Below are 23,287 nucleotides of genomic sequence, written 5' to 3' on the forward strand. Positions count from 1 at the left end.
TCGGCTACGGTGTTGCTGCGTGCTTGAGCAGGTTGAGTGAATCCCGGACAATGCGGCCTCTTTTTCTAACGCTTGGGCGTGATAAACGATGTCGACAGACAAGGTTTCTGTCCACGGCAGTTGGGCTAGCCGCTGGGTATTCATACTCGCCGCGACCGGTTCGGCCGTGGGACTGGGTAGTATCTGGAAGTTCCCCTACATGGTCGGGGTCTACGGTGGCGGCGCCTTCGTGCTGATGTTCCTGGCGTGCATCGCGCTCATCGGCGTCCCGGTCATGCTCGCGGAAACCCTGATCGGCCGGCGCGCCCGGCAAAGTCCGGCGAACGCCTTGAAGGTGCTGGCGCTGGAGGCGGGGCACTCGGCCAAATGGTCGTGGGGCGCGTTTGCCGGGATGATCACCGCCCTGTTGATTCTGTCTTTCTATAGTGTGGTCGGCGGCTGGTCGCTGGACTACATCGTCGATATGGGTCGGGGCGATTTCCAGGGCGCGACGGCCGATCAGGTCGGCGCCTATTTCGGCAATGTCATCTCCAACCCATGGCGCCTGACACTTTGGCACACGATTTTTATGCTGCTGTCGGCCTATGTGATCGCCAAAGGTGTGGTCGCCGGGCTTGAGCGCAGCCTGCGGATCATGATGCCGCTGCTGTTCGTGATGGTGTTGGTGTTGCTGGGTTACAGCATGACCACCGGACATTTCATGGAAGGCGTGCATTTCATGTTCGACTTCCACCCGGAAAAAGTCCTCGACGGCCTGCTGCCAGCGATGGGCCACGCGTTCTTTTCGCTGAGCGTTGGCGTCGGCTCGATCATGATCTACGGCGCCTACATGCCGAAGAACACCTCGCTGTCGGGCACGGTGGTCGGTGTTGCGCTGCTGGATACTTTTGTATCGTTGGTCGCCGGTCTGGCGTTGTTTCCGATTGTGTTCGCCGCGGGCCTGAACCCGAGCGAAGGTCCGGGCCTGATGTTCGTCAGCCTGCCATTCGCTTTTGGTAACGTATTTCTTGGCCAGTTGATGGGCGTGGTGTTCTTTGTGCTGGTCGCGGTGGCCGCGTGGAGCTCGGCAATTTCCCTGCTCGAGCCGATGGTGGCTTACCTCGTTGAGCGCACGAAAATCAGCCGCGCCTGGGTGACTTTCTGGCTGGCGTTCACCTGCTGGTTTGTCGGTCTGGGCACGGTTTTTTCCTTCAATATCTGGAAGCAAGCCAAGTTTTTCGTGAACGAAGGCGGGACGTTCAGCCTCTACCAATGGGGTGCGCAGGGCGGTCTCGACTTCTTCGGCGTGATCGATTTCTTCACCTCGCGGATCATGTTGCCCCTCGGTGGCTTGTGTTTCGTGCTGTTCGCGGGATGGGTGATGGGGCGTGAAGCGGTGCGGGATGAATTGTCCATCCGTAACCCGGTTCTGTTTGCCCTGTCCCTGTTCTTGATGCGCTACGTGGCGCCTATCGGCATTCTTGTAGTCTTTGCCGCTCAGCTCTGGAAGTAACGCTTACATGACGACACATATCCAACGATCCGCGCTTCTGCCGTACCCGGCGCAATTTCTCTACGACCTGGTCAACGACGTCGCGCGGTACCCGGAGTTTCTGCCGTGGTGCTCAGAGGCCGAAGTACTGGAAAGCTCCCCGGACCACATGCGCGCCAGTGTCGGCGTGGCCAAGGGCGGCCTCAGTCAGCATTTCGTCACGCGCAATACGCTGGTGCCGGGGCAGTCGATCGAGATGAATCTTGAAGAAGGTCCGTTCACTCAGTTGCACGGCATCTGGGTATTCAAGGCGCTGAACGAAAAGGCCTGCAAGATCAGTCTGGATCTGTCGTTCGATTACGCCGGGCCTCTGGTGCGCGCTACGTTGGGCCCGTTGTTCAATCAGGCGGCCAATCAGCTGGTGGATGCTTTCTGCCAGCGCGCCAAGCAGATGCACGGTTGAGCCGGTGATCGACATAGAAGTTGTTTACGCGGCGGTTGATCGGCAGGTTTTGCGTGCGGTCAGCGTCGCAGATGGCGTTAGCGTTCGGGCGGCGGTGGACGAATCGGGCATCGCGGCTGAGTTTCCTGAGCTGAATCTGGCGGAATGTCCGCTGGGGATTTTTGGCAAGGTCGTGACTGACGCGGATGCGCGTGCTGTTCAGGCCGGCGATCGCATCGAAATTTACCGGCCGCTGCTGGCAGATCCCAAAGAGGTTCGGCGCCTGCGTGCGGCCAAGGCTGCCGAGGCCAAGGCGCGCAATTCCTGATCAAGCCAAACGGCAGGCAATAAAAAACCCGGAATCTCCGGGTTTTTTATTGCCTCGCGTATTACTGCGGCGAGGTGTCCAGCGGTTCTGGTGTCGGAACCGGTACGGTTTCCACACCATCGACATCCTTCTGGATCTGATCCAGCAAGGAGCCTGGCTTGGCCGGCTTTTCAGCTTCTGGCTTCTCGACGTTTTCAGCAGGCGCGGTCACGTTCGTGCCGCTGTCCTTGCCGAGAATGGCTTCGTCACGGCTCACGCCCGGCATGAAGTCACCGGACAGGCTGACAAGCTGGTCGTTGGAATTGAAGATAACGCTGATTCGTTCCTGCTGGCGTTCACCGCCACCCGGTTGCAGGCTGTACAGATAATCCCAGCGATCGGCATGGAACGTGTCGGCAAGCAGAGGGTTGCCCATGATAAACCGTACTTGCGGCCGGGTCATTCCCGGGCGTAACTGGTCTATCATGTCCTGCGTGACGACATTGCCCTGCTGGATGTCGATTTTGTAAACCCCGGGGAATGAACAACCGGCGAGTGCGAGCAGTCCCACAAAGGTGAAACTGGTTAGCAAGAGCTTGGTGTTTTGCATCGGTGGGCGACTTCCACTATCTTGGCTGGGACAACGTAAACGCCGATCATACCCGCATTAAGAGAAGCTGCGAAGCAGCATCGCGAGAAAGCTGACCATGGTTGAAAATAGCGAACTACGCAAAGCCGGCCTCAAAGTGACCCTGCCACGGGTCAAGATCCTGCAAATGCTCGACTCCACCGAGCAGCGCCACATGAGTGCCGAGGACGTCTACAAGGCGTTGATGGAAGCTGGTGAGGACGTCGGTCTGGCCACGGTTTACCGTGTACTGACTCAGTTCGAAGCGGCCGGCCTCGTGGTCCGCCACAACTTCGACGGCGGCCACGCGGTCTTCGAACTGGCTGACGGTGGCCACCACGACCATATGGTCAACGTGGAGTCGGGTGAAGTGATCGAATTCTTCGACGAAGAAATCGAAAAACTTCAGAAATCGATCGTCGAGAAGCATGGCTTCGAGATGGTTGATCACAATCTCGTACTGTACGTACGCAAGAAAAAGTAAGCATGTCGCGCGAATTTCACATTCGCGAAACGAACGAAGGCGACCCAAGGGTCGCCTTCGTGCTTTCTACCGTTTGTCAGGCTTTGGCGGTCACCACCATTTTTTTCGCGTGAGCCAGGGATTCCTTGGTCAGATCGATGCCACCGAGCATGCGCGCGACTTCTTCGATGCGCTCGTTCTTTGTCAGCTTGGCGACAGCGGTGTGAGTCGCCTTCTCGTCGCGAACCTTGTGCACGAACAGATGCTGATGACCCTGCGCCGCCACTTGCGGCAAGTGGGTCACGGTCAAGACCTGGCCGCGATCACCGAGGCGCCGCAGTAGCTGCCCTACGATCTCGGCAGTCGGGCCGCCGATACCTACGTCCACTTCGTCGAATACCAGCGTTGGCACGCGGGATGTCTGAGCGGTGATTACCTGAATCGCCAGACTGATCCGTGACAGCTCACCGCCGGAGGCGACTTTGGCCAGTGCCTTGAGCGGTTGGCCGGGGTTGGCGCTGACCAGCAGTTCGACCTGTTCAAGCCCGTTCGGCAGCAACTCGTCGCTGCTGTTGGCTTTCAGTTCAATGGTGAAGCGGCCGCCGGGCATGCCCAGGCGCTGGATTTCCTGTTCTACCGCGCTGGCGAGGCTGCCGGCTGCCTGGTGACGAAGATCACTGAGTTCGCGGGCTTTCTCTTGATAGTGGCGGGCGTAGGACGCCAGTTCTTCACCAAGGCGCTCGATGGATTCATCGTTGGCGTTCAGGGTTTCGATTTCATCGAGCAGCTTCTGCTGCATCTCGCCGACTTCGGTCGGCTGGATCCGGTGTTTGCGCGCCAGGGTGTAGATAGCGTCGAGGCGCTCTTCGAGATATTGCAGGCGAGCCGGGTCGGCATCGAAGTTGTCGAGGAAGCGGTTGAGCTCGCCGACCGCTTCTTCTACCTGAATCTGCGCGCTGGTCAGCAGGCTACTGGCTTCACCCAGCGCACCCACCGAATTGTTCACGCTGGACAGGCGATTGAGACTGGCGGTCAGCGCATTCAGTACGTTGCCGGAATCGCTTTCGCTGCACTGCTCGACCACTTGTCGGCAAATGCCCAGCAAGGTTTCGGCGTTGGTCAGGTTCTTGTGTTCCTGCTCCAGCTGTTCGAGTTCGTTTTCCCCGAGCCCGAGGTTTTCCAGTTCTTCGAGCTGGTAGCTGAGCAGTTGATGACGTGCGCGTTGTTCATCGCCGGAGTTGGAGAGACGCTCCAGTTCCTGGCGGGTCTGGCGCCAGCGCTGCGCGGCAAGTTGCACCTGACGCGCCAGATCGGTCGCGCCAGCGTACTCGTCGAGCAGGCGGCGATGGGTGTCGGTTTTCAGCAGCGACTGGTGTTCATGCTGGCTGTGGATATCGATCAGCAGCTCGCCAAGGGCTTTGAGGTCGCCAAGCGGGCAGGGCGTGCCGTTGATATAGCCGCGCGAACGACCTTCCGAGGTGATGACCCGGCGCAGGATGCACGGCCCGTCGTTTTCCAGATCGCGCTCGGCCAGCCAGGCGCTGGCTTCGGGGATATCAACCAGGTCGAACGTCGCGAGAATGTCGGCCTTATCGGCGCCCGGGCGAACCACGCCGCTGTCGGCACGATCGCCCAGAGTGAGGCCCAGGGCATCGAGCATGATCGACTTGCCGGCGCCGGTTTCCCCTGTGATCACGCTCATCCCGCGATCAAGTTCGAGATCGAGATGTTCGACGATGGCGTAGTTGTGTACGGACAGGTGCACCAGCATAAAGGCAGCTCCCAGGCTTGAAGTCTGGTTATTTATACAGTGTTTTGTTCAGGCCTGACAATGCCCACGCTTAGCTCGATTTCCTTGATCGAAAAGTTTTCTTAGCGCATTCGAGAATGACTATTCAGCACTTTTTTGTAGGGGCAATCGATTACAGCCCTTGAAGCCTGATTTTGCGGCCCCATATATCGGGGCAGAAGCGCGAGTCAGACTCGCGGACGAAATTGAAAGGAGAATTCTATGGCTGACGAACAGACAGTAGATACGCAAAACCCAGATGCCAATCAGGCGCCCGAAGGTTCGGGTGACGACCTGGCGACCCGTGTGCAAGTGCTCGAAGAGCAATTGGCCGCCGCGCAGGATCAGTCTCTGCGTGTTGCTGCCGATCTGCAGAACGTTCGCCGCCGTGCCGAGCAGGACGTCGAGAAGGCGCACAAGTTTGCCTTGGAAAAATTTGCCAGCGACCTGCTGCCGATCGTCGACAGCCTGGAGCGCGGCCTCGAACTGTCGAGCCCGGACGACGAAAGCATCCGTCCGATGCGCGAAGGCATCGAGCTGACCCTGAAAATGTTCCACGACACCCTCAAGCGCTACCAGCTTGAAGCGATCGATCCGCATGGCGAACCGTTCAACGCCGTTCACCATCAGGCGATGGCCATGCAGGAAAGCGCCGACGTCGAGCCGAACAGCGTGCTGAAGGTTTTCCAGAAGGGCTACCAGCTCAATGGTCGTCTGCTGCGCCCGGCAATGGTCGTGGTCAGCAAGGCGCCGGCACCGGTTTCGCCTTCGATTGACGAGCAGGCTTGAAATTAGCCGCAAGGCCCCCATTTAGAAGTCAAGCGTTTAAGTGCTACCGCAGTCAGCCACCACTGCTGCGGCAACAAAATCCAAAGTTTCGGGAGAGTGAACATGGGCAAAATTATCGGTATCGACCTGGGGACTACCAACTCCTGCGTCTCCGTGCTGGAAAACGGCAAAGCCAAAGTTATTGAAAACGCTGAAGGCGCGCGTACCACGCCGTCGATCATCGCTTACGCCAACGATGGCGAAATTCTGGTAGGTCAGTCGGCCAAGCGTCAGGCTGTCACCAACCCGCACAACACCCTGTACGCAGTAAAGCGTCTGATCGGCCGTCGTTTCGACGAAGAAGTTGTGCAGAAAGACATCCAGATGGTCCCTTACAAGATCGTCAAGGCTGACAACAATGACGCCTGGGTTGAAGTGAACGGCCAGAAAATGGCTCCGCCACAAATCTCGGCTGAAATTCTGAAGAAGATGAAGAAGACTGCCGAAGACTACCTCGGCGAGGCAGTGACCGAAGCGGTGATCACCGTTCCGGCCTACTTCAACGACAGCCAGCGTCAGGCCACCAAAGACGCCGGCCGCATCGCTGGTCTGGACGTAAAACGTATCATCAACGAACCAACCGCAGCCGCTCTGGCCTACGGTATGGACAAGGCCAAGGGCGATCACACCGTGATCGTTTATGACCTGGGTGGCGGTACTTTCGACGTTTCCGTAATCGAAATCGCTGAAGTTGACGGTGAGCACCAGTTCGAAGTGTTGGCCACCAACGGTGACACCTTCCTCGGCGGTGAAGACTTCGACATTCGTCTGATCGACTACCTCGTTGACGAATTCAAGAAAGAAAGCGGCATGAACCTCAAGGGTGACCCGCTGGCCATGCAGCGCCTGAAAGAAGCCGCTGAGAAAGCCAAGATCGAGCTGTCGTCCGCTCAGTCGACCGACGTCAACCTGCCGTACATCACTGCAGACGCGACCGGTCCTAAGCACCTGAACGTGAAAATCTCCCGTGCCAAGCTCGAAGCACTGGTTGAAGACCTGGTTCAGCGCACCATCGAACCTTGCCGCATTGCCATGAAAGACGCCGGTATCGACGTCAGCGCGATCAACGACGTGATTCTGGTCGGTGGTCAGACTCGTATGCCGCTGGTGCAGAAGCTGGTTACCGATTTCTTCGGTAAAGAAGCGCGTAAAGACGTCAACCCGGACGAAGCCGTTGCCATGGGTGCTGCGATTCAGGGTGCTGTTCTGGCCGGCGACGTGAAAGACGTGCTGCTGCTCGACGTCAGCCCGCTGACCCTGGGTATCGAAACCATGGGTGGCGTGATGACCGCGCTGATCGAGAAAAACACCACGATTCCTACCAAGAAATCGCAAGTGTTCTCGACTGCCGACGACAACCAGGGCGCTGTGACCATTCACGTTCTGCAGGGCGAGCGCAAGCAAGCCGCACAGAACAAATCGCTGGGCAAGTTCGACCTGGCCGACATTCCACCAGCTCCACGTGGTGTGCCGCAGATCGAAGTGACCTTCGACATCGACGCCAACGGCATCCTGCACGTCGGCGCGAAAGACAAGGCTACCGGCAAGACCCAGTCGATCGTGATCAAGGCCAACTCCGGTCTGTCCGACGAAGAAATCGAGCGCATGGTGCGTGACGCCGAGGCGAATGCCGAGGAAGACCGCAAGTTCGAGGAACTGGCCGCTGCCCGTAACCAAGGTGATGCACTCGTGCACTCGACTCGCAAGATGATCGCTGACGCGGGCGACAAGGTCACCGCCGAAGAGAAGACTGCAATCGAAGCCGCCGTGGTTGCTCTGGAAGCCGCCGTCAAAGGCGACGACAAGGCTGCCATCGAAGCCAAGGTTGAAGAGCTGTCGAAAGTCTCCGCTCCGGTTGCTCAGAAGATGTACGCCGAACAGGCTCAGCCAGCTGATGGCGCAGCCCCGCAAGGCGAATCGGCTGAGAAGGCTGACGACGTTGTCGACGCCGAGTTCGAAGAAGTAAAAGACCACAAGTAAGTTGTTGGTCGCCCGGTTGACTGCCTTGCGGCGGTGACTGGTAGGATGTCGCCGCGCGGGAGCTTGCCTCCCGCGTTGGCGTATCTGGAATACGCGAATTTTTACAGCATGCGACAGCGTTCGGATGTTGGCGGTATGGCCGGGAATGCTCCTGCTTTTCGCGCCGCAGATACCGCATCAATCAAGACCAGGATCGTTGAATTGACGTGAGTTGGGTCCGGGCCTTAATGGGGGCTCAACGAGTTTGGCGAGGCTCAGGAGGGGTTTGCCGAACGTCCTTAAGAGTGCAAAGAACTTATGGCAAAGCGTGACTATTACGAAGTATTGGGTGTCGAGCGGGGCACGAGCGAAGCGGACCTGAAAAAGGCCTATCGCCGTCTGGCCATGAAGCACCACCCCGACCGTAATCCCGGCGACAAGGCTTCGGAAGAAGCATTCAAAGAGGCCAACGAGGCCTATGAAGTGTTGTCCGACGCCAGCAAGCGCGCGGCATACGACCAGTATGGTCATGCTGGCGTCGATCCGAGCATGGGCGGCGGCGGTGCAGGTTTCGGTGGCCAGAATTTCTCGGACATCTTTGGCGATGTCTTCAGTGACTTCTTTGGTGGCGGTCGCGGCGGTTCCCGTGGCGGCGCGCAGCGTGGCAGCGATCTGCGCTACACCCTGGAGCTGAATCTGGAAGAAGCAGTGCGCGGCACGTCGGTGAATATCCGCGTTCCGACACTGGTCAATTGCAAGCCGTGCGATGGTTCCGGTGCGAAGAAAGGCTCCTCGCCGACGACGTGCCCGACCTGCGGCGGCATCGGTCAGGTGCGCATGCAGCAGGGCTTCTTCTCGGTGCAGCAGACCTGCCCGCGCTGCCATGGCCAAGGCAAGATCATTTCCGATCCGTGCGACTCCTGCCACGGCGACGGTCGCGTCGAAGAGTACAAAACCCTGTCGGTGAAAGTACCGGCCGGTGTTGATACCGGCGACCGCATTCGTCTGTCCGGCGAAGGCGAGGCGGGTACCCAGGGCGGGCCGACTGGCGACCTGTATGTTGTGATCAATGTGCGCGAGCACGACATCTTCCAGCGTGACGGCAAGCATCTGTTCTGCGAAGTGCCGATCAGCTTCGTCGATGCAGCGTTGGGCGGCGAGCTGGAAATCCCGACCCTCGACGGTCGCGTCAAACTGAAAATCCCCGAAGGCACGCAGACCGGCAAGCAGTTCCGCGTACGCGGCAAAGGCGTGGCGCCAGTGCGTGGCGGCGGTGCCGGTGACCTGATGTGTCGTGTGGCTGTGGAAACGCCGGTCAACCTCAATCGTCGTCAGCGTGAACTGCTGGAAGAATTCCGCAGCTCCCTGGCTGACGACAACAGCCATTCGCCGAAAACCACCGGTTGGTTCGACGGTGTGAAGCGTTTCTTCGGCGATTTGTAAGGAGTCGGCATGCGACGTATTGCAGTGATGGGCGCCGCCGGGCGCATGGGCAAGACCCTGATTGAAGCAGTGCAGCAGACGCCGGGTGCCGGTCTGACGGCGGCGGTCGATCGTCCCGACAGCACGCTGGTCGGCGCGGATGCCGGTGAGCTGGCAGCGCTGGGCCGTATCGGCGTGCCGCTGTCCGGTGATCTGGATCGTGTGGTTGAGGAGTTCGATGTGTTGATCGACTTCACCCACCCGACTGTGACCCTGAAGAACCTCGCGTTCTGCCGCAAACATGGCAAGGCGATGATCATCGGTACCACCGGTTTCAGTGTGGAAGAGAAGCAGTTGCTGGCCGAGGCGGGCAAGGACATTCCAATCGTCTTCGCCGCCAATTTCAGCGTTGGCGTCAACCTCTGCCTGAAGTTGCTCGACACCGCTGCGCGCGTGCTGGGCGACGATGTCGACATTGAAATCATGGAAGCCCATCACCGCCACAAGGTCGATGCCCCGTCGGGCACCGCCGTGCGTATGGGTGAAGTGATTGCTGATGCGCTGGGGCGTGATCTGAAGAAGGTCGCGGTCTACGGTCGCGAAGGTCAGACCGGTGCGCGTGAGCGTGAAACCATTGGTTTCGCCACCGTGCGCGCCGGCGATATCGTCGGTGATCACACCGTCCTGTTCGCTGCCGATGGCGAGCGCGTCGAGATCACCCACAAGGCTTCGAGCCGCATGACCTTCGCCAAGGGCGCGGTGCGTGCGGCGCTGTGGCTGGATGGTCGCGAGCCGGGCCTGTACGACATGCAAGACGTGCTCGACCTGCGTTGAGTCGTTGCTGAACCCGGCGCAAACGTCCCGTTTTGCGCCGGTTTTTACCGCTTGGCGACGACCTGTCGCATTCCCCGGCCTTTAAGGCTCTTTAGCGGTGGACCAAAAACGGCCTTTTCTGTAAGCTACAGCTTTAGTGTGTCCACTAAAAGCGCGCAGAATAATTTCAGTGAAGAAGCGGGGTGACGTGTCCATACGTCACTCCGCTTTTTTACAACCTGCGATTGCCCTTTCATGCGTTATTTACGGGAGGTCTTCTTGACTAAGCCAGCCATACTCGCCCTTGCTGATGGCAGCATTTTTCGCGGCGAAGCCATTGGAGCCGACGGTCAGACCGTTGGTGAGGTGGTGTTCAACACCGCAATGACCGGCTATCAGGAAATCCTTACCGATCCTTCCTACGCCCAACAGATCGTTACCCTGACTTACCCGCACATCGGCAACACCGGTACCACGCCGGAAGATGCCGAGTCCGACCGCGTATGGTCCGCTGGCCTGGTCATCCGTGACCTGCCGCTGGTAGCGAGCAACTGGCGTAACACGATGTCCCTGTCCGATTACCTGAAAGCCAACAATGTAGTGGCAATCGCTGGTATCGACACCCGTCGCCTGACCCGCATCCTGCGTGAAAAGGGCGCACAGAACGGCTGCATCATGGCCGGCGACAACATCTCCGAAGAAGCGGCCATCGCCGCTGCGCAAGGCTTCCCGGGCCTGAAGGGCATGGACCTGGCGAAAGTCGTCAGCACCAAGACTCAATACGAATGGCGCTCGACTGTCTGGGATCTGAAAACCGACAGCCACGCAACCATCGAAGCTTCCGAACTGCCATACCACGTGGTCGCCTACGACTACGGTGTCAAGGTCAACATCCTGCGAATGCTGGTCGAGCGCGGCTGCCGCGTCACCGTAGTGCCTGCGCAGACTCCAGCCGCCGATGTGCTGGCGCTGAAGCCGGACGGCGTGTTCCTGTCCAACGGCCCTGGTGATCCGGAGCCATGCGACTACGCGATCCAGGCGATCAAGGAAGTGCTGGAAACCGAGACGCCGGTGTTCGGCATCTGCCTCGGCCACCAGCTGCTGGCTCTGGCCTCCGGCGCCAAGACCCTGAAAATGGGCCACGGCCACCACGGTGCCAACCACCCGGTGCAGGACCTGGACACGGGCGTGGTGATGATCACCAGCCAGAACCACGGTTTTGCGGTAGACGAAGCCACCCTGCCGGCCAATGTGCGCGCGATCCACAAATCGCTGTTCGACGGCACCCTGCAAGGCATCGAGCGCACCGACAAGAGCGCGTTCAGCTTCCAGGGTCACCCTGAAGCGAGCCCGGGCCCGAACGATGTTGCGCCACTGTTCGACCGCTTCATCAACGAGATGGCCAAGCGACGCTAAGCGTTCGCCTTGAGACTATAGAGAGAAGCCCTCGAGGGCGGCCCCGGCACCGGCGGCCCCTTCGGGACTTCAGAAATCGATCAAGACGGCTTGCCGACTGACCTGCGGATTTGAGTGACAAACCATGCCAAAACGTACAGACATTAAAAGCATCCTGATTCTCGGTGCTGGCCCGATCGTGATCGGCCAGGCCTGCGAATTCGACTACTCCGGCGCCCAGGCCTGCAAAGCCCTGCGCGAAGAGGGTTACCGCGTCATCCTGGTGAACTCCAACCCGGCCACCATCATGACCGACCCGGACATGGCCGATGCCACCTATATCGAGCCGATCAAGTGGCAGACCGTTGCCAAGATCATCGAAAAGGAACGTCCGGACGCCGTACTGCCAACCATGGGCGGCCAGACTGCATTGAACTGCGCCCTGGACCTGGAGCGCGAAGGCGTTCTCGAGAAGTTCGGTGTAGAGATGATCGGCGCCAACGCCGACACCATCGACAAGGCTGAAGACCGTTCGCGTTTCGACAAGGCGATGAAATCCATCGGCCTGGCGTGCCCGCGTTCCGGCATCGCGCACAGCATGGAAGAGGCCAACGCGGTTCTCGAAACCCTCGGTTTCCCGTGCATCATCCGTCCGTCCTTCACCATGGGCGGCACCGGTGGCGGTATCGCCTACAACCGTGAAGAGTTCGAGGAAATCTGCGCCCGTGGTCTGGACCTGTCGCCGACCAAAGAGCTGCTGATCGACGAATCGCTGATTGGCTGGAAAGAATATGAAATGGAAGTTGTCCGCGACAAAAAGGACAACTGCATCATCGTCTGCTCGATCGAAAACTTTGACCCGATGGGCGTGCATACCGGCGACTCGATCACCGTCGCTCCAGCCCAGACGCTGACCGACAAGGAATACCAGATCCTGCGTAACGCCTCGCTGGCGGTACTGCGCGAGATCGGCGTCGAGACCGGCGGTTCCAACGTGCAGTTCGGTATCTGCCCGAACACTGGCCGCATGGTCGTGATCGAGATGAACCCGCGAGTATCGCGTTCCTCGGCACTGGCTTCGAAAGCCACCGGTTTCCCGATCGCCAAAGTCGCGGCCAAGCTGGCTGTGGGTTACACCCTCGACGAGCTGTCGAACGACATCACCGGCGGCAAGACCCCGGCGTCCTTCGAGCCGTCGATCGACTACGTCGTGACCAAGTTGCCACGCTTCGCCTTCGAGAAATTCGCCAAGGCTGACGCGCGCCTGACCACGCAAATGAAGTCGGTCGGTGAAGTCATGGCCATCGGCCGGACCTTCCAGGAATCCCTGCAGAAAGCCCTGCGTGGTCTGGAAGTCGGCGTTTGCGGTCTGGACGAGAAGCTCGATCTGAGCAACCCGGAAAGCATGAGCGTGCTCAAGCGCGAACTGACCGTGCCGGGCGCCGAGCGTATCTGGTACGTGGCGGACGCCTTCCGCGCCGGTCTGTCGGTCGAAGACATCTTCGGCATGAACATGATCGATCCGTGGTTCCTGGTGCAGATCGAAGACCTGATCAAGGACGAAGAGAAGGTCAAGACTCTCGGTCTGTCCTCGATCGACCGTGACCTGATGTTCAAGCTCAAGCGCAAAGGTTTCTCCGATCAGCGTCTGGCCAAGCTGCTGGGCGTCACCGAGAAAAACCTGCGCACTCATCGTCAGAAGCTCGAAGTATTCCCGGTTTACAAGCGCGTTGACACCTGCGCCGCCGAGTTCGCCACCGACACCGCTTACCTCTACTCGACCTACGAGGAAGAGTGCGAAGCCGCGCCGTCGGGTCGCGACAAGATCATGATCCTGGGTGGCGGTCCGAACCGTATCGGCCAGGGCATCGAGTTCGACTACTGCTGCGTTCACGCTGCTCTCGCCCTGCGCGAAGACGGCTACGAAACCATCATGGTCAACTGCAACCCGGAAACCGTTTCCACCGACTACGACACTTCCGACCGACTGTACTTCGAGCCGGTAACCCTGGAAGACGTGCTGGAAATCTGCCGCGTCGAGAAGCCGAAAGGCGTGATCGTCCAGTACGGCGGCCAGACTCCGTTGAAACTGGCTCGCGCGCTGGAAGCTGCTGGCGTGCCGATCATCGGCACCAGCCCTGATGCTATCGACCGTGCCGAAGACCGCGAGCGCTTCCAGCAAATGGTCGAGCGCCTGAACCTGCGTCAGCCGCCAAACGCCACCGTGCGCAGCGAAGACGAAGCAGTTCGTGCTGCCGCGAAAATCGGTTATCCGCTGGTGGTGCGCCCGTCCTATGTACTGGGTGGCCGTGCGATGGAAATCGTCTACAAGGAAGACGAGCTCAAGCGTTACCTGCGTGACGCGGTGCAAGTGTCCAACGACAGCCCGGTGCTGCTCGACCACTTCCTCAACTGCGCCATCGAAATGGACGTGGACGCGGTTTGCGACGGCAAAGACGTGGTGATCGGCGCGATCATGCAGCACATCGAACAGGCGGGCGTTCACTCCGGTGACTCCGCGTGCTCGCTGCCGCCGTACTCGCTGCCGGCGCACATCCAGGACGAGATGCGCGAACAGGTCAAGAAAATGGCCCTCGAACTGGGCGTTGTCGGCCTGATGAACGTGCAATTGGCTTTGCAAGGCGAAGACATCTACGTCATCGAAGTCAACCCGCGCGCCTCGCGTACCGTGCCGTTCGTTTCCAAGTGCATCGGTGTTTCCCTGGCGATGATCGCTGCCCGCGTGATGGCCGGTAAGACCCTGAAGGAAATCGGCTTCACCAAGGAAATCATCCCGAACTTCTACAGCGTGAAAGAGGCGGTGTTCCCGTTCGCCAAGTTCCCTGGCGTTGACCCGATCCTCGGCCCAGAGATGAAGTCGACCGGTGAAGTAATGGGCGTCGGCGACACCTTCGGCGAAGCATTCGCCAAGGCGCAGATGGGCGCCAGCGAAGTACTGCCGACCGGCGGCACCGCGTTCATCAGCGTGCGCGATGACGACAAGCCACTGGTTGCAGGCGTGGCCCGTGATCTGATCAACTTGGGCTTCGAAGTGGTCGCCACTGCTGGCACTGCCAAGCTGATCGAAGCGGCAGGCCTGAAAGTGCGCCGCGTAAACAAGGTGACCGAGGGGCGTCCACACGTGGTCGACATGATCAAGAATGACGAAGTCACGCTGATCATCAACACTACCGAAGGTCGTCAGTCGATCGCCGATTCGTACTCCATTCGTCGCAACGCCCTGCAGCACAAGATCTACTGCACCACCACCATCGCTGCGGGCGAAGCGATCTGCGAAGCGCTGAAGTTCGGTCCGGAAAAGACCGTACGCCGCTTGCAGGATCTACACGCAGGATTGAAGGCATGAGCATAACCAAGTACCCGATGACTGTTCAGGGCGCCAAAGCCCTGGAAGAAGAACATGCTCACCTGACCAAGGTCGTTCGTCCGAAGCTCAGCCAGGACATCGGTACGGCCCGCGAATTGGGTGACTTGAAGGAAAACGCTGAATACCATGCCGCGCGCGAACAGCAGGGCATGGTCGAGGCGCGGATTCGTGACATCGAAGGCCGGATTCAGAATCAGGTCATCATCGATGTCACGGCGATTCCGCACACCGGCAAAGTGATTTTCGGTACTACCGTCGAAATCGCCAACGTCGAGACTGATGAAAGCGTCACTTACCACATCGTGGGTGAGGATGAGGCTGACTTCAAACTCGGCAAGATTTCCGTCGGTTCGCCGCTGGCCCGCGCCTTGATCGGCAAGGAAGAGGGCGACGTGGTCGCCGTCAAAACGCCAAGCGGCGTGATCGAGTACGAGATTGTCGAAGTTCGTCACATCTGAAAGAAGGCGCCCGCTGCATGCGGGCGCCATGCTTTGGCAACTGACCCAGATGCTTTGGGTCGGTGGTCTATGGTTGATTCACATCGGTTTGCAGCCGGCGCTGGGCCAGATCGGTCTGGCGCCGCTGTTGATCGACGAAGTTGCCAGTGCATTCGAAGTGCTGGTGGTGGGATTCGCCGCTCTGTGCGTGATTTTTCAGGCTTTGGTGCTGGTACAGGCCGAGGGCCTTGGCAGTCTATGGCGGGATTTTCGCGGGCAGGTGCTGTTGATGGCGTTGTACGCGTGCGCAATGTATGTCGCCGTGCGTGTCGGCTGGCCGGATGCGCAGCGCTGGCAGGTATTCAGTTATCTGGTGCTGGGATTTTCCGGGTTGGTGCTGGTCATGCAGCCGGTGCCGGGATGGAGTGGCAGGGTGCGCGAAGCACACCCTTGACCCTGCGCATCACTTGAAGCGATGAACGTTCGACAGCTGCTTGTTGACGCTGAAGTTCTTGCGGTAGACCAGAGCCATCTTGCCGATGACCTGAACCAGGTCCGCTTTGCCGACCTTGCACAGTTCGGCGATGTGCGCCAAACGCGACTCGCGGTCGAGGATGTTGAGCTTGATCTTGATCAGCTCGTGATCCGCCAGGGCGCGTTCAAGTTCGGCTAAAACACCTTCGGTCAAACCGTTGTCCGCCACCGTCAATACTGGTTTGAGGTGGTGGCCGATGGATTTGTACTGTTTCTTCTGCTCTGGAGTGAGCGGCATAATCTGACCCTTTCGTCTGGATTCTGTAAAATGGCGGCCATTTTACCCGAGGGTTCGTGGATCCGCCCAACTAATCACGACCCTAATCATCGAGGTGCCCAATGGCGCGTTCCAAGACAAGCCTTGGTTGGCTGAAAAGACATGTCAACGATCCTTATGTGAAGCAGGCGCAGAAGGATGGCTATCGCTCGCGTGCAAGTTACAAGCTTCTGGAGATCCAGGAAAAATACAAATTGATCCGTCCGGGCATGAGCGTGGTCGACCTCGGCGCGGCGCCGGGTGGCTGGTCGCAGGTCACCAGTCGATTGATCGGTGGCCAGGGGCGTCTGATCGCTTCTGACATTCTTGAAATGGACAGTATTCCGGACGTGCATTTTATCCAGGGCGACTTCACTGAGGATGCGGTGCTCGCTGAAATCCTGGAGGCCGTGGGTAATTCGCAGGTGGACCTTGTGATTTCCGATATGGCCCCCAATATGAGTGGTACGCCCGAAGTGGATATGCCCAAGGCCATGTTCCTCTGTGAGCTGGCTCTGGACCTGGCGGAACGGATCCTAAAGCCCGGTGGCAATTTTGTTATCAAGATTTTTCAGGGTGAAGGGTTCGATGTTTATCTGAAGGATGCTCGGAAGAAATTCGACAAGATCCAGATGATCAAGCCAGACTCTTCCCGTGGCAGCTCCCGCGAGCAATACATGCTCGCCTGGGGTTATCGCGGCGGTGATGCGTAAAACGAGGTTTTTCGGCAGGGCGATAGGTTTTTCATATTTCGCTCTGCGTGCATAAGCGAATATTGTGTAGAAAGTGTTTCACAAAGGGTTACAGACGGCGCCTGCCAGAGTTGTAGGTAATGTAGTAAGTTAGGCCGGTGAATATCATGCGAAGCGCGCGCCAGTAGCGGAGCTTGCTTCAGAGGGTAGTTAATTGAACGATATGGCAAAGAATCTGATCCTGTGGTTGATCATCGCGGCTGTCCTGGTGACGGTGATGAACAACTTCTCCAGCCCTAACGAGCCGCAGACCCTCAACTATTCCGACTTCATCCAGCAGGTCAAGGATGGCAAGGTCGAGCGCGTAGCCGTCGATGGCTATGTGATTACCGGCAAGCGCACCGATGGCGACAGCTTCAAGACCATTCGTCCGGCAATCCAGGACAATGGCCTGATCGGCGATCTGGTCGACAATCACGTTGTGGTTGAAGGCAAGCAGCCTGAGCAGCAAAGCATCTGGACCCAGCTTCTGGTGGCCAGCTTCCCGATCCTGGTGATCATCGCGGTGTTCATGTTCTTCATGCGCCAGATGCAGGGCGGCGCCGGTGGCAAGGGCGGGCCGATGAGCTTCGGCAAGAGCAAGGCGCGCCTGCTCTCCGAGGATCAGGTCAAAACCACGTTGGCTGACGTTGCCGGTTGCGACGAAGCCAAGGAAGAAGTCGGCGAGCTGGTCGAGTTCCTGCGTGATCCGGGCAAGTTCCAGCGTCTGGGCGGCCGCATTCCACGCGGTGTGCTGATGGTCGGCCCGCCAGGTACCGGTAAAACCTTGCTGGCCAAGGCGATTGCCGGCGAAGCGAAAGTGCCGTTCTTCACCATTTCCGGTTCCGACTTCGTCGAAATGTTCGTCGGTGTCGGCGCCAGCCGCGTCCGCGACATGTTCGAGCAGGCCAAGAAGCACGCACCGTGCATCATCTTCATCGACGAAATCGATGCCGTGGGTCGCCATCGTGGTGCCGGCATGGGTGGTGGTCACGATGAGCGTGAGCAGACTCTCAACCAGTTGCTGGTAGAGATGGACGGCTTCGAAATGAACGACGGCATCATCGTGATTGCCGCAACCAACCGTCCGGACGTACTCGACCCTGCGCTGCTGCGTCCGGGCCGTTTCGACCGTCAGGTGGTGGTTGGCCTGCCAGACATTCGTGGTCGCGAGCAGATTCTCAAAGTACACATGCGCAAAGTGCCAATGGGCGACGACGTTGCTCCGGCAGTCATCGCACGTGGTACTCCGGGCTTCTCCGGTGCTGACCTGGCCAACCTGGTCAACGAAGCGTCGCTGTTCGCTGCTCGCAGTGGCAAGCGTATTGTCGAGATGAAAGAGTTCGAACTGGCCAAAGACAAGATCATGATGGGCGCCGAGCGCAAATCCATGGTCATGTCCGAGAAAGAAAAGCAGAACACTGCTTATCACGAAGCTGGCCACGCCATTGTCGGTCGCGTCGTACCTGAGCATGACCCGGTCTACAAGGTCTCGATCATCCCGCGCGGTCGTGCGCTGGGTGTGACCATGTTCCTGCCGGAAGAAGATCGCTACAGCCTGTCCAAGCGCGCGTTGATCAGCCAGATCTGCTCGCTGTACGGTGGCCGTATTGCTGAAGAAATGACGCTGGGCTTCGATGGTGTGACCACCGGTGCCTCCAACGACATCATGCGTGCAAGCCAGATTGCCCGGAACATGGTGACCAAGTGGGGGCTGTCGGAAAAACTCGGTCCGCTGATGTACGCCGAAGAAGAGGGCGAAGTGTTCCTCGGTCGCGGCGGTGGCGGTCAGGCTGCCAGCTTCTCCGGTGAGACAGCCAAGCTGATCGACTCCGAAGTGCGCAGCATTATCGATCAGTGCTACGGCACCGCCAAGCAGATCCTCACGGACAACCGTGACAAGCTGGATGCCATGGCTGATGCGCTGATGAAGTACGAAACCATTGATGCCGAGCAGATCGACGACATCATGGCGGGTCGCACCCCTCGTGAGCCGCGTGACTGGTCCGGTGGCACCGGTACGCCTCCGCCGCCTGTCGTGCAGGACGAGCGTCCGGAAAAACCGATTGGCGGTCCGGCTGCTGACGTTTAAGGTTTGAAATGACTTCTGTTCAGTCCCTGACCCGGTTGCCTTGCGGCAACCGGGTTCTTGATTTGGCCCATACGCATGTCATGGGCATTCTCAATGTCACTCCCGATTCCTTCTCCGACGGTGGCCGTTATAGCCAGCTGGACGCAGCTCTGCGCCACGCCGAAGCCATGGTGCTGGCTGGTGCGACGCTGATCGATGTCGGCGGCGAATCGACCCGGCCGGGTGCTCGAGCGGTTTCTCCTCTGGAGGAGCTTGAGCGCGTCGCACCGATTGTCGAGCTGATCAATCGCGAGCTGGATGTCATCATTTCGGTTGATACTTCTACGCCGGCAGTCATGCGCGAAACCGCACGGCTTGGCGCTGGATTGATCAACGACGTGCGTTCTCTCCGTCGCGCTGGTGCGCTGGATGCGGCAGCGGCGACCGGGTTGCCGGTCTGCCTCATGCATATGCTCGGCGAGCCGGGCGATATGCAGGATAATCCGCAGTATCAGGATGTCACTCGCGAGGTCGGTGATTTTCTTGTCGAGCGCATGGATCAATGCGCGCAGGCGGGCATTCCTGCCGAGCGGATCATTCTTGATCCCGGCTTCGGCTTCGCCAAAACCCTGCAGCACAATCTAAGCTTGTTCAAGCACATGGAGGCCCTGCATGCGCTGGGTCGACCGCTGCTGGTAGGGGTTTCGCGCAAGAGTATGATTGGTCACGCTTTGAATCGTCCCGTTGGCGAGCGTCTGCATGGCGGCCTGGCGCTGGCGGCGTTGGCGTCGGTCAAGGGCGCGCGGATATTGCGCGTTCACGACGTGGCGGAAACCGTCGATGTGGTGCGAATGATCGCGGCCGTTGAATCAGCCGAATAAGAATGATGGAGCACTTATGAGCAAGAAATATTTTGGTACCGACGGCATTCGCGGTCGCGTTGGTGAGTACCCGATCACGCCTGACTTCATGCTCAAGCTCGGCTGGGCGGCAGGCATGGCTTTCCGCAAGATGGGCGCCTGCAAGGTGCTGGTCGGCAAAGACACGCGGATCTCCGGCTACATGTTCGAGTCTGCACTCGAGGCGGGGCTGACCTCGGCGGGTGCCGATGTGATGCTGCTCGGCCCGATGCCGACGCCAGCCATCGCCTACCTGTCGCGCACTTTCCAGGCTGAAGCCGGGATCGTGATCAGTGCATCGCACAACCCGCATGACGACAACGGTATCAAGTTCTTCTCCGGCAAGGGCACCAAGCTGCCGGATGAATTGGAGCTGATGATCGAAGAGTTGCTGGATACGCCGATGACCGTCGTCGAGTCGAGCAAGATCGGCAAGGTCTCGCGAATCAATGACGCATCGGGTCGCTACATCGAGTTCTGCAAAAGCAGCGTACCTACCGGGACCAACTTCGCCGGTCTGAAAATCGTCATCGACTGTGCCCACGGTGCAACCTATAAGGTAGCGCCGAGCGTCTTCCGTGAATTGGGCGCCGAAGTCGTCGTGCTTTCTGCCCAGCCGAATGGACTGAACATCAACGATAACTGCGGTTCCACGCACATGGGGCCATTGCAGGCGGCAGTGCTGGCCGAGCATGCCGACCTGGGTATCGCCTTTGATGGTGATGGCGATCGGGTATTGATGGTCGATCACACCGGCACCATTGTCGATGGTGATGATCTGTTGTTTATCATTGCCCGCGATCTGCATGAGCGCGGCAAGTTGCAGGGTGGCGTGGTCGGTACCCTGATGAGTAACCTTGGCCTCGAGTTGGCTTTGGCAGATCTTTCGATCCCGTTCGTGCGCGCCAATGTCGGTGACCGCTACGTGATCGCTGAGCTGCAGGAGCGCAACTGGCTCGTAGGCGGGGAAAACTCCGGGCATGTCGTCTGTTTCAATCACACCACCACGGGCGATGCGATCATCGCAGCCTTGCAGGTGTTGATGGCTTTGAAATCGCGCAACGAAGGTCTCGCACAAACCCGGCAGGCGTTGCGCAAGTGCCCTCAGGTGTTGATCAACGTTCGCTTCGGTGGCGGTGAAAGTCCGCTGGAGCATCCGGCTGTCAAGGAAGCCAGTGCCCGTGTGACTCAGGCGATGGCGGGGCGCGGTCGCGTGCTTTTGCGCAAGTCCGGCACAGAGCCTCTGGTGCGCGTAATGGTCGAAGGCGAAGATGAAAACCAGGTTCGCGGCTATGCCGAAGAGCTGGCAAAACTGGTAGCCGAAGTTTCTGCCTGATACGGCTTGCAAGCCATGATTGTGTTGGGTAACATCTGCGCCCACTTTGACCGACGAGGTACAGCATGCGTCGCCCTATGGTAGCTGGTAACTGGAAGATGCACGGTACCCGCGCCAGCGTCGCTGAGCTGATCAATGGCCTTCGTCATCTGGCCTTGCCAAGCGGTGTTGATGTCGCGGTATTCCCGCCTTGCTTGTATATCAATCAAGTGATTGATGGCTTAAAAGGCAAGTCGATTTCGGTCGGCGCGCAGAATTCCGCGGTGGAAGCCATGCAAGGTGCGCTGACCGGTGAGATTGCTCCCAGTCAGCTGGTGGATGCAGGATGTTCCCTGGTGCTTGTCGGGCACTCCGAACGCCGCCAGATTATGGGTGAGCGAGACGGGATGCTGAATCGCAAGTTCGCAGCGGCGCAGGCATGTGGCTTGATTCCGGTGTTGTGTGTAGGGGAAACCCTCGAGCAGCGCGAAGCCGGAAAAACTCTTGAGGTTGTCGGGCGTCAGCTGGGCAGCATCATCGAGGAGCTGGGTGTCGGTGCCTTTGCCAAGGCAGTCATTGCTTACGAGCCGGTCTGGGCCATTGGTACCGGGCTGACTGCAACGCCGCAACAGGCGCAGGATGTGCATAAAGCCATTCGCGACCAGTTGGCGGCAGAGAATTCTGAAGTCGCACGAGGTGTGCGGCTTCTATACGGCGGCAGCGTGAAGGCGGCCAATGCGGTCGAACTGTTCGGCATGCCGGATATCGATGGGGGGCTCATTGGTGGAGCTTCCCTGAATGCAGATGAGTTCGGTGCGATCTGTCGCGCCGCGGGAAACTGAAAAAATGCTGGAAACAGTCGTAGTCGTTTTTCATCTGCTGGGTGCATTGGGCGTAGTTGCTCTGGTTTTGCTGCAGCAGGGTAAGGGTGCGGACGCTGGCGCGTCTTTCGGAGCAGGTGCTTCAAATACTGTGTTCGGAAGCCAAGGTTCCTCTACCTTTCTTAGTAAGTTTACTGCTATACTTGCCGCCGGTTTCTTCATAACCAGCTTGGGGTTAGGTTACTTTGCTAAAGAGAAGGCTCATCAGCTGACTCAGGCAGGTCTGCCAGATCCAGCAGTGTTGGAAGTACCTAAGCAACAACCGGCTTCTGATGATGTCCCGGTGCTTCAAGAGCAAAAGTCGGCTACTCCGGCGACTGACGTGCCTCCAGCTCAAGAGCAGAAGTAAGAAGAGTTTCAAACGTAGTATTGCCGAGGTGGTGGAATTGGTAGACACGCAACCTTGAGGTGGTTGTGCCCATAGGGTGTAGGGGTTCGAGTCCCCTTCTCGGTACCAATTAGTCAGGAGAGCCCGCTGTTGCGGGCTTTCTTGCAGGTGGAAGGTTACATTGACCCTAAAAGGGATCGGTCGTATACTTCCGCCCCAGCTTTGTCGCGGGGTGGAGCAGTCTGGTAGCTCGTCGGGCTCATAACCCGAAGGTCGTCGGTTCAAATCCGGCCCCCGCAACCAGTTTAAGGAGCCCCTTTTAAGGGGCTTTTTGTTAGCTGGATACTTTCAACGCCGCTGTTCGACGGCGTTTCAAGGATGGGCGTTATGCCCATTTTTTTATTTTGCAAAGCATGCACATATCATGCACTAGGGGGTTCAGGTGTCGAGCAAGCTAGAAGAGTTGCAGGCCTTGCTGGCCCCGGTGGTCGTGGCCCTGGGCTATGAATGCTGGGGTATCGAGTTTTCGGCTCAGGGTCGTCACTCGATGTTGCGCGTTTATATCGATAAAGAGGGTGGCGTGCTGGTGGACGATTGCGCCATTGTCAGCCGTCAGATCAGCGGTGTTCTGGATGTTGAAGATCCGATCTCCGTTGAATACACCCTTGAAGTTTCCTCGCCTGGCATGGAGCGCCCGCTGTTCACTCTTGAGCAGTTTGCCAAATTTGCCGGTGAACAAGTGAAGATCAAGCTGCGCTCGCCTTTCGAAGGTCGACGCAACTTTCAGGGCCTTCTGCGCGGTGTAGAAGAGCAGGACGTCGTGGTGCAGGTGGAAGACCACGAGTTCCTGTTGCCGATCGATATGATCGACAAGGCCAACATTATTCCCAGTTTTGACTGAGACGCGGATCCCGCGGATCCAATGGCTTG

At 58.7% G+C, this 23,287-nt stretch carries 22 protein-coding genes and 2 tRNA genes; 21 read left to right on the forward strand and 3 right to left on the reverse strand.

The genetic code is table 11. The features are described 5' to 3' along the window. Positions 1-88: 88 nt before the first annotated feature. The 3 genes from GXB78_RS13825 to GXB78_RS13835 are packed head-to-tail and all read left to right on the forward strand — an operon-like array spanning position 89 to position 2,241. Positions 89-1,492, forward strand: coding sequence for a sodium-dependent transporter (locus tag GXB78_RS13825; protein WP_329515787.1), 1,404 nt, complete (start codon positions 89-91; stop codon positions 1,490-1,492). A 7-nt stretch (positions 1,493-1,499) separates the two neighbouring features. After that, positions 1,500-1,934 (forward strand): type II toxin-antitoxin system RatA family toxin, encoded by a 435-nt coding sequence (locus tag GXB78_RS13830; RefSeq protein WP_329515788.1) that lies wholly within the window; start codon positions 1,500-1,502, stop codon positions 1,932-1,934. Further along, a complete protein-coding gene (locus tag GXB78_RS13835; RefSeq protein WP_329515789.1) occupies positions 1,897-2,241 on the forward strand; it encodes an RnfH family protein in 345 nt (114 codons plus the stop codon). The genes GXB78_RS13830 and GXB78_RS13835 overlap by 38 nt, the downstream gene beginning before the upstream one ends. A gap of 61 nt (positions 2,242-2,302) precedes the next feature. On the opposite strand, the gene GXB78_RS13840 is transcribed toward GXB78_RS13835, so the two are convergent. Continuing rightward, entirely contained in the window at positions 2,303-2,830 is a 528-nt protein-coding gene (locus GXB78_RS13840) for an outer membrane protein assembly factor BamE (RefSeq protein WP_329515790.1), read from the reverse strand. Positions 2,831-2,927: 97 nt separating this feature from the next. Here GXB78_RS13840 and fur point away from each other — a divergent pair, with 97 nt between their 5' ends. Further along, complete coding sequence (fur, locus tag GXB78_RS13845; RefSeq protein ID WP_016771770.1) at positions 2,928-3,332, forward strand: ferric iron uptake transcriptional regulator; 405 nt, start codon at positions 2,928-2,930, stop codon at positions 3,330-3,332. Between the two features lie 76 nt (positions 3,333-3,408). On the opposite strand, the gene recN is transcribed toward fur, so the two are convergent. After that, positions 3,409-5,082, reverse strand: coding sequence for a DNA repair protein RecN (recN, locus tag GXB78_RS13850; protein ID WP_329515791.1), 1,674 nt, complete (start codon positions 5,080-5,082; stop codon positions 3,409-3,411). Positions 5,083-5,322: 240 nt separating this feature from the next. Between recN and grpE the strand changes: the two genes are divergently transcribed. From grpE to GXB78_RS13890, 8 genes are all read left to right on the forward strand, one after another. Beyond that, the gene (gene grpE / locus GXB78_RS13855) at positions 5,323-5,889 is read left to right on the forward strand and encodes a nucleotide exchange factor GrpE (RefSeq protein ID WP_039759570.1); all 567 of its coding nucleotides are present in this window, start codon (positions 5,323-5,325) and stop codon (positions 5,887-5,889) included. 102 nt (positions 5,890-5,991) lie between these two features. After that, positions 5,992-7,908 carry a molecular chaperone DnaK gene (dnaK, locus tag GXB78_RS13860; RefSeq protein ID WP_042608859.1) on the forward strand — a complete coding sequence of 639 codons (1,917 nt, stop codon included), beginning with the start codon at positions 5,992-5,994 and terminating at the stop codon, positions 7,906-7,908. 297 nt (positions 7,909-8,205) lie between these two features. Further along, positions 8,206-9,330 carry a molecular chaperone DnaJ gene (gene dnaJ, locus GXB78_RS13865; protein WP_039759565.1) on the forward strand — a complete coding sequence of 375 codons (1,125 nt, stop codon included), beginning with the start codon at positions 8,206-8,208 and terminating at the stop codon, positions 9,328-9,330. Positions 9,331-9,339: 9 nt separating this feature from the next. Further along, entirely contained in the window at positions 9,340-10,143 is an 804-nt protein-coding gene (dapB, locus tag GXB78_RS13870) for a 4-hydroxy-tetrahydrodipicolinate reductase (protein ID WP_016771766.1), read from the forward strand. A gap of 258 nt (positions 10,144-10,401) precedes the next feature. Further along, a complete protein-coding gene (carA, locus tag GXB78_RS13875) occupies positions 10,402-11,538 on the forward strand; it encodes a glutamine-hydrolyzing carbamoyl-phosphate synthase small subunit (protein ID WP_016771765.1) in 1,137 nt (378 codons plus the stop codon). A 124-nt stretch (positions 11,539-11,662) separates the two neighbouring features. Continuing rightward, positions 11,663-14,884 (forward strand): carbamoyl-phosphate synthase large subunit, encoded by a 3,222-nt coding sequence (gene carB / locus GXB78_RS13880; protein ID WP_039759558.1) that lies wholly within the window; start codon positions 11,663-11,665, stop codon positions 14,882-14,884. 2 nt (positions 14,885-14,886) lie between these two features. Next, positions 14,887-15,363, forward strand: coding sequence for a transcription elongation factor GreA (greA, locus tag GXB78_RS13885; RefSeq protein ID WP_101158199.1), 477 nt, complete (start codon positions 14,887-14,889; stop codon positions 15,361-15,363). A gap of 28 nt (positions 15,364-15,391) precedes the next feature. Beyond that, positions 15,392-15,796, forward strand: a complete 405-nt coding sequence (locus tag GXB78_RS13890) for a hypothetical protein (RefSeq protein WP_016771762.1) — start codon at positions 15,392-15,394, stop codon at positions 15,794-15,796. 9 nt (positions 15,797-15,805) lie between these two features. Here the strand turns inward: GXB78_RS13890 and GXB78_RS13895 are convergent, their stop codons facing one another. After that, complete coding sequence (locus GXB78_RS13895) at positions 15,806-16,114, reverse strand: YhbY family RNA-binding protein (RefSeq protein WP_003221534.1); 309 nt, start codon at positions 16,112-16,114, stop codon at positions 15,806-15,808. Positions 16,115-16,215: 101 nt separating this feature from the next. Here GXB78_RS13895 and rlmE point away from each other — a divergent pair, with 101 nt between their 5' ends. The 9 genes from rlmE to rimP all read left to right on the forward strand — a co-directional run bounded on the left by rlmE (position 16,216) and on the right by rimP (position 23,258). After that, on the forward strand, positions 16,216-16,845 hold the full coding sequence (rlmE, locus tag GXB78_RS13900; protein ID WP_329515792.1) for a 23S rRNA (uridine(2552)-2'-O)-methyltransferase RlmE: 630 nt from the start codon (positions 16,216-16,218) through the stop codon (positions 16,843-16,845). Between the two features lie 202 nt (positions 16,846-17,047). Continuing rightward, positions 17,048-18,955 carry an ATP-dependent zinc metalloprotease FtsH gene (gene ftsH, locus GXB78_RS13905; protein WP_016771759.1) on the forward strand — a complete coding sequence of 636 codons (1,908 nt, stop codon included), beginning with the start codon at positions 17,048-17,050 and terminating at the stop codon, positions 18,953-18,955. A gap of 8 nt (positions 18,956-18,963) precedes the next feature. After that, the gene (gene folP, locus GXB78_RS13910) at positions 18,964-19,815 is read left to right on the forward strand and encodes a dihydropteroate synthase (RefSeq protein WP_329515793.1); all 852 of its coding nucleotides are present in this window, start codon (positions 18,964-18,966) and stop codon (positions 19,813-19,815) included. A gap of 16 nt (positions 19,816-19,831) precedes the next feature. Next, positions 19,832-21,169, forward strand: a complete 1,338-nt coding sequence (glmM, locus tag GXB78_RS13915) for a phosphoglucosamine mutase (protein ID WP_329515794.1) — start codon at positions 19,832-19,834, stop codon at positions 21,167-21,169. Between the two features lie 65 nt (positions 21,170-21,234). Next, positions 21,235-21,990, forward strand: a complete 756-nt coding sequence (gene tpiA / locus GXB78_RS13920; protein ID WP_329515795.1) for a triose-phosphate isomerase — start codon at positions 21,235-21,237, stop codon at positions 21,988-21,990. Positions 21,991-21,994: 4 nt separating this feature from the next. Continuing rightward, positions 21,995-22,378, forward strand: coding sequence for a preprotein translocase subunit SecG (secG, locus tag GXB78_RS13925; RefSeq protein WP_016771756.1), 384 nt, complete (start codon positions 21,995-21,997; stop codon positions 22,376-22,378). A 22-nt stretch (positions 22,379-22,400) separates the two neighbouring features. Next, positions 22,401-22,486, forward strand: a tRNA-Leu gene (locus GXB78_RS13930). A gap of 97 nt (positions 22,487-22,583) precedes the next feature. Continuing rightward, positions 22,584-22,660: transfer RNA gene (locus tag GXB78_RS13935), tRNA-Met, on the forward strand. A gap of 139 nt (positions 22,661-22,799) precedes the next feature. Beyond that, entirely contained in the window at positions 22,800-23,258 is a 459-nt protein-coding gene (gene rimP / locus GXB78_RS13940; RefSeq protein ID WP_007973115.1) for a ribosome maturation factor RimP, read from the forward strand. Positions 23,259-23,287 lie beyond the last annotated feature (29 nt).

This window comes from Pseudomonas moraviensis subsp. stanleyae, assembly GCF_036283065.1.
Classification (GTDB): domain Bacteria; phylum Pseudomonadota; class Gammaproteobacteria; order Pseudomonadales; family Pseudomonadaceae; genus Aquipseudomonas; species Aquipseudomonas stanleyae.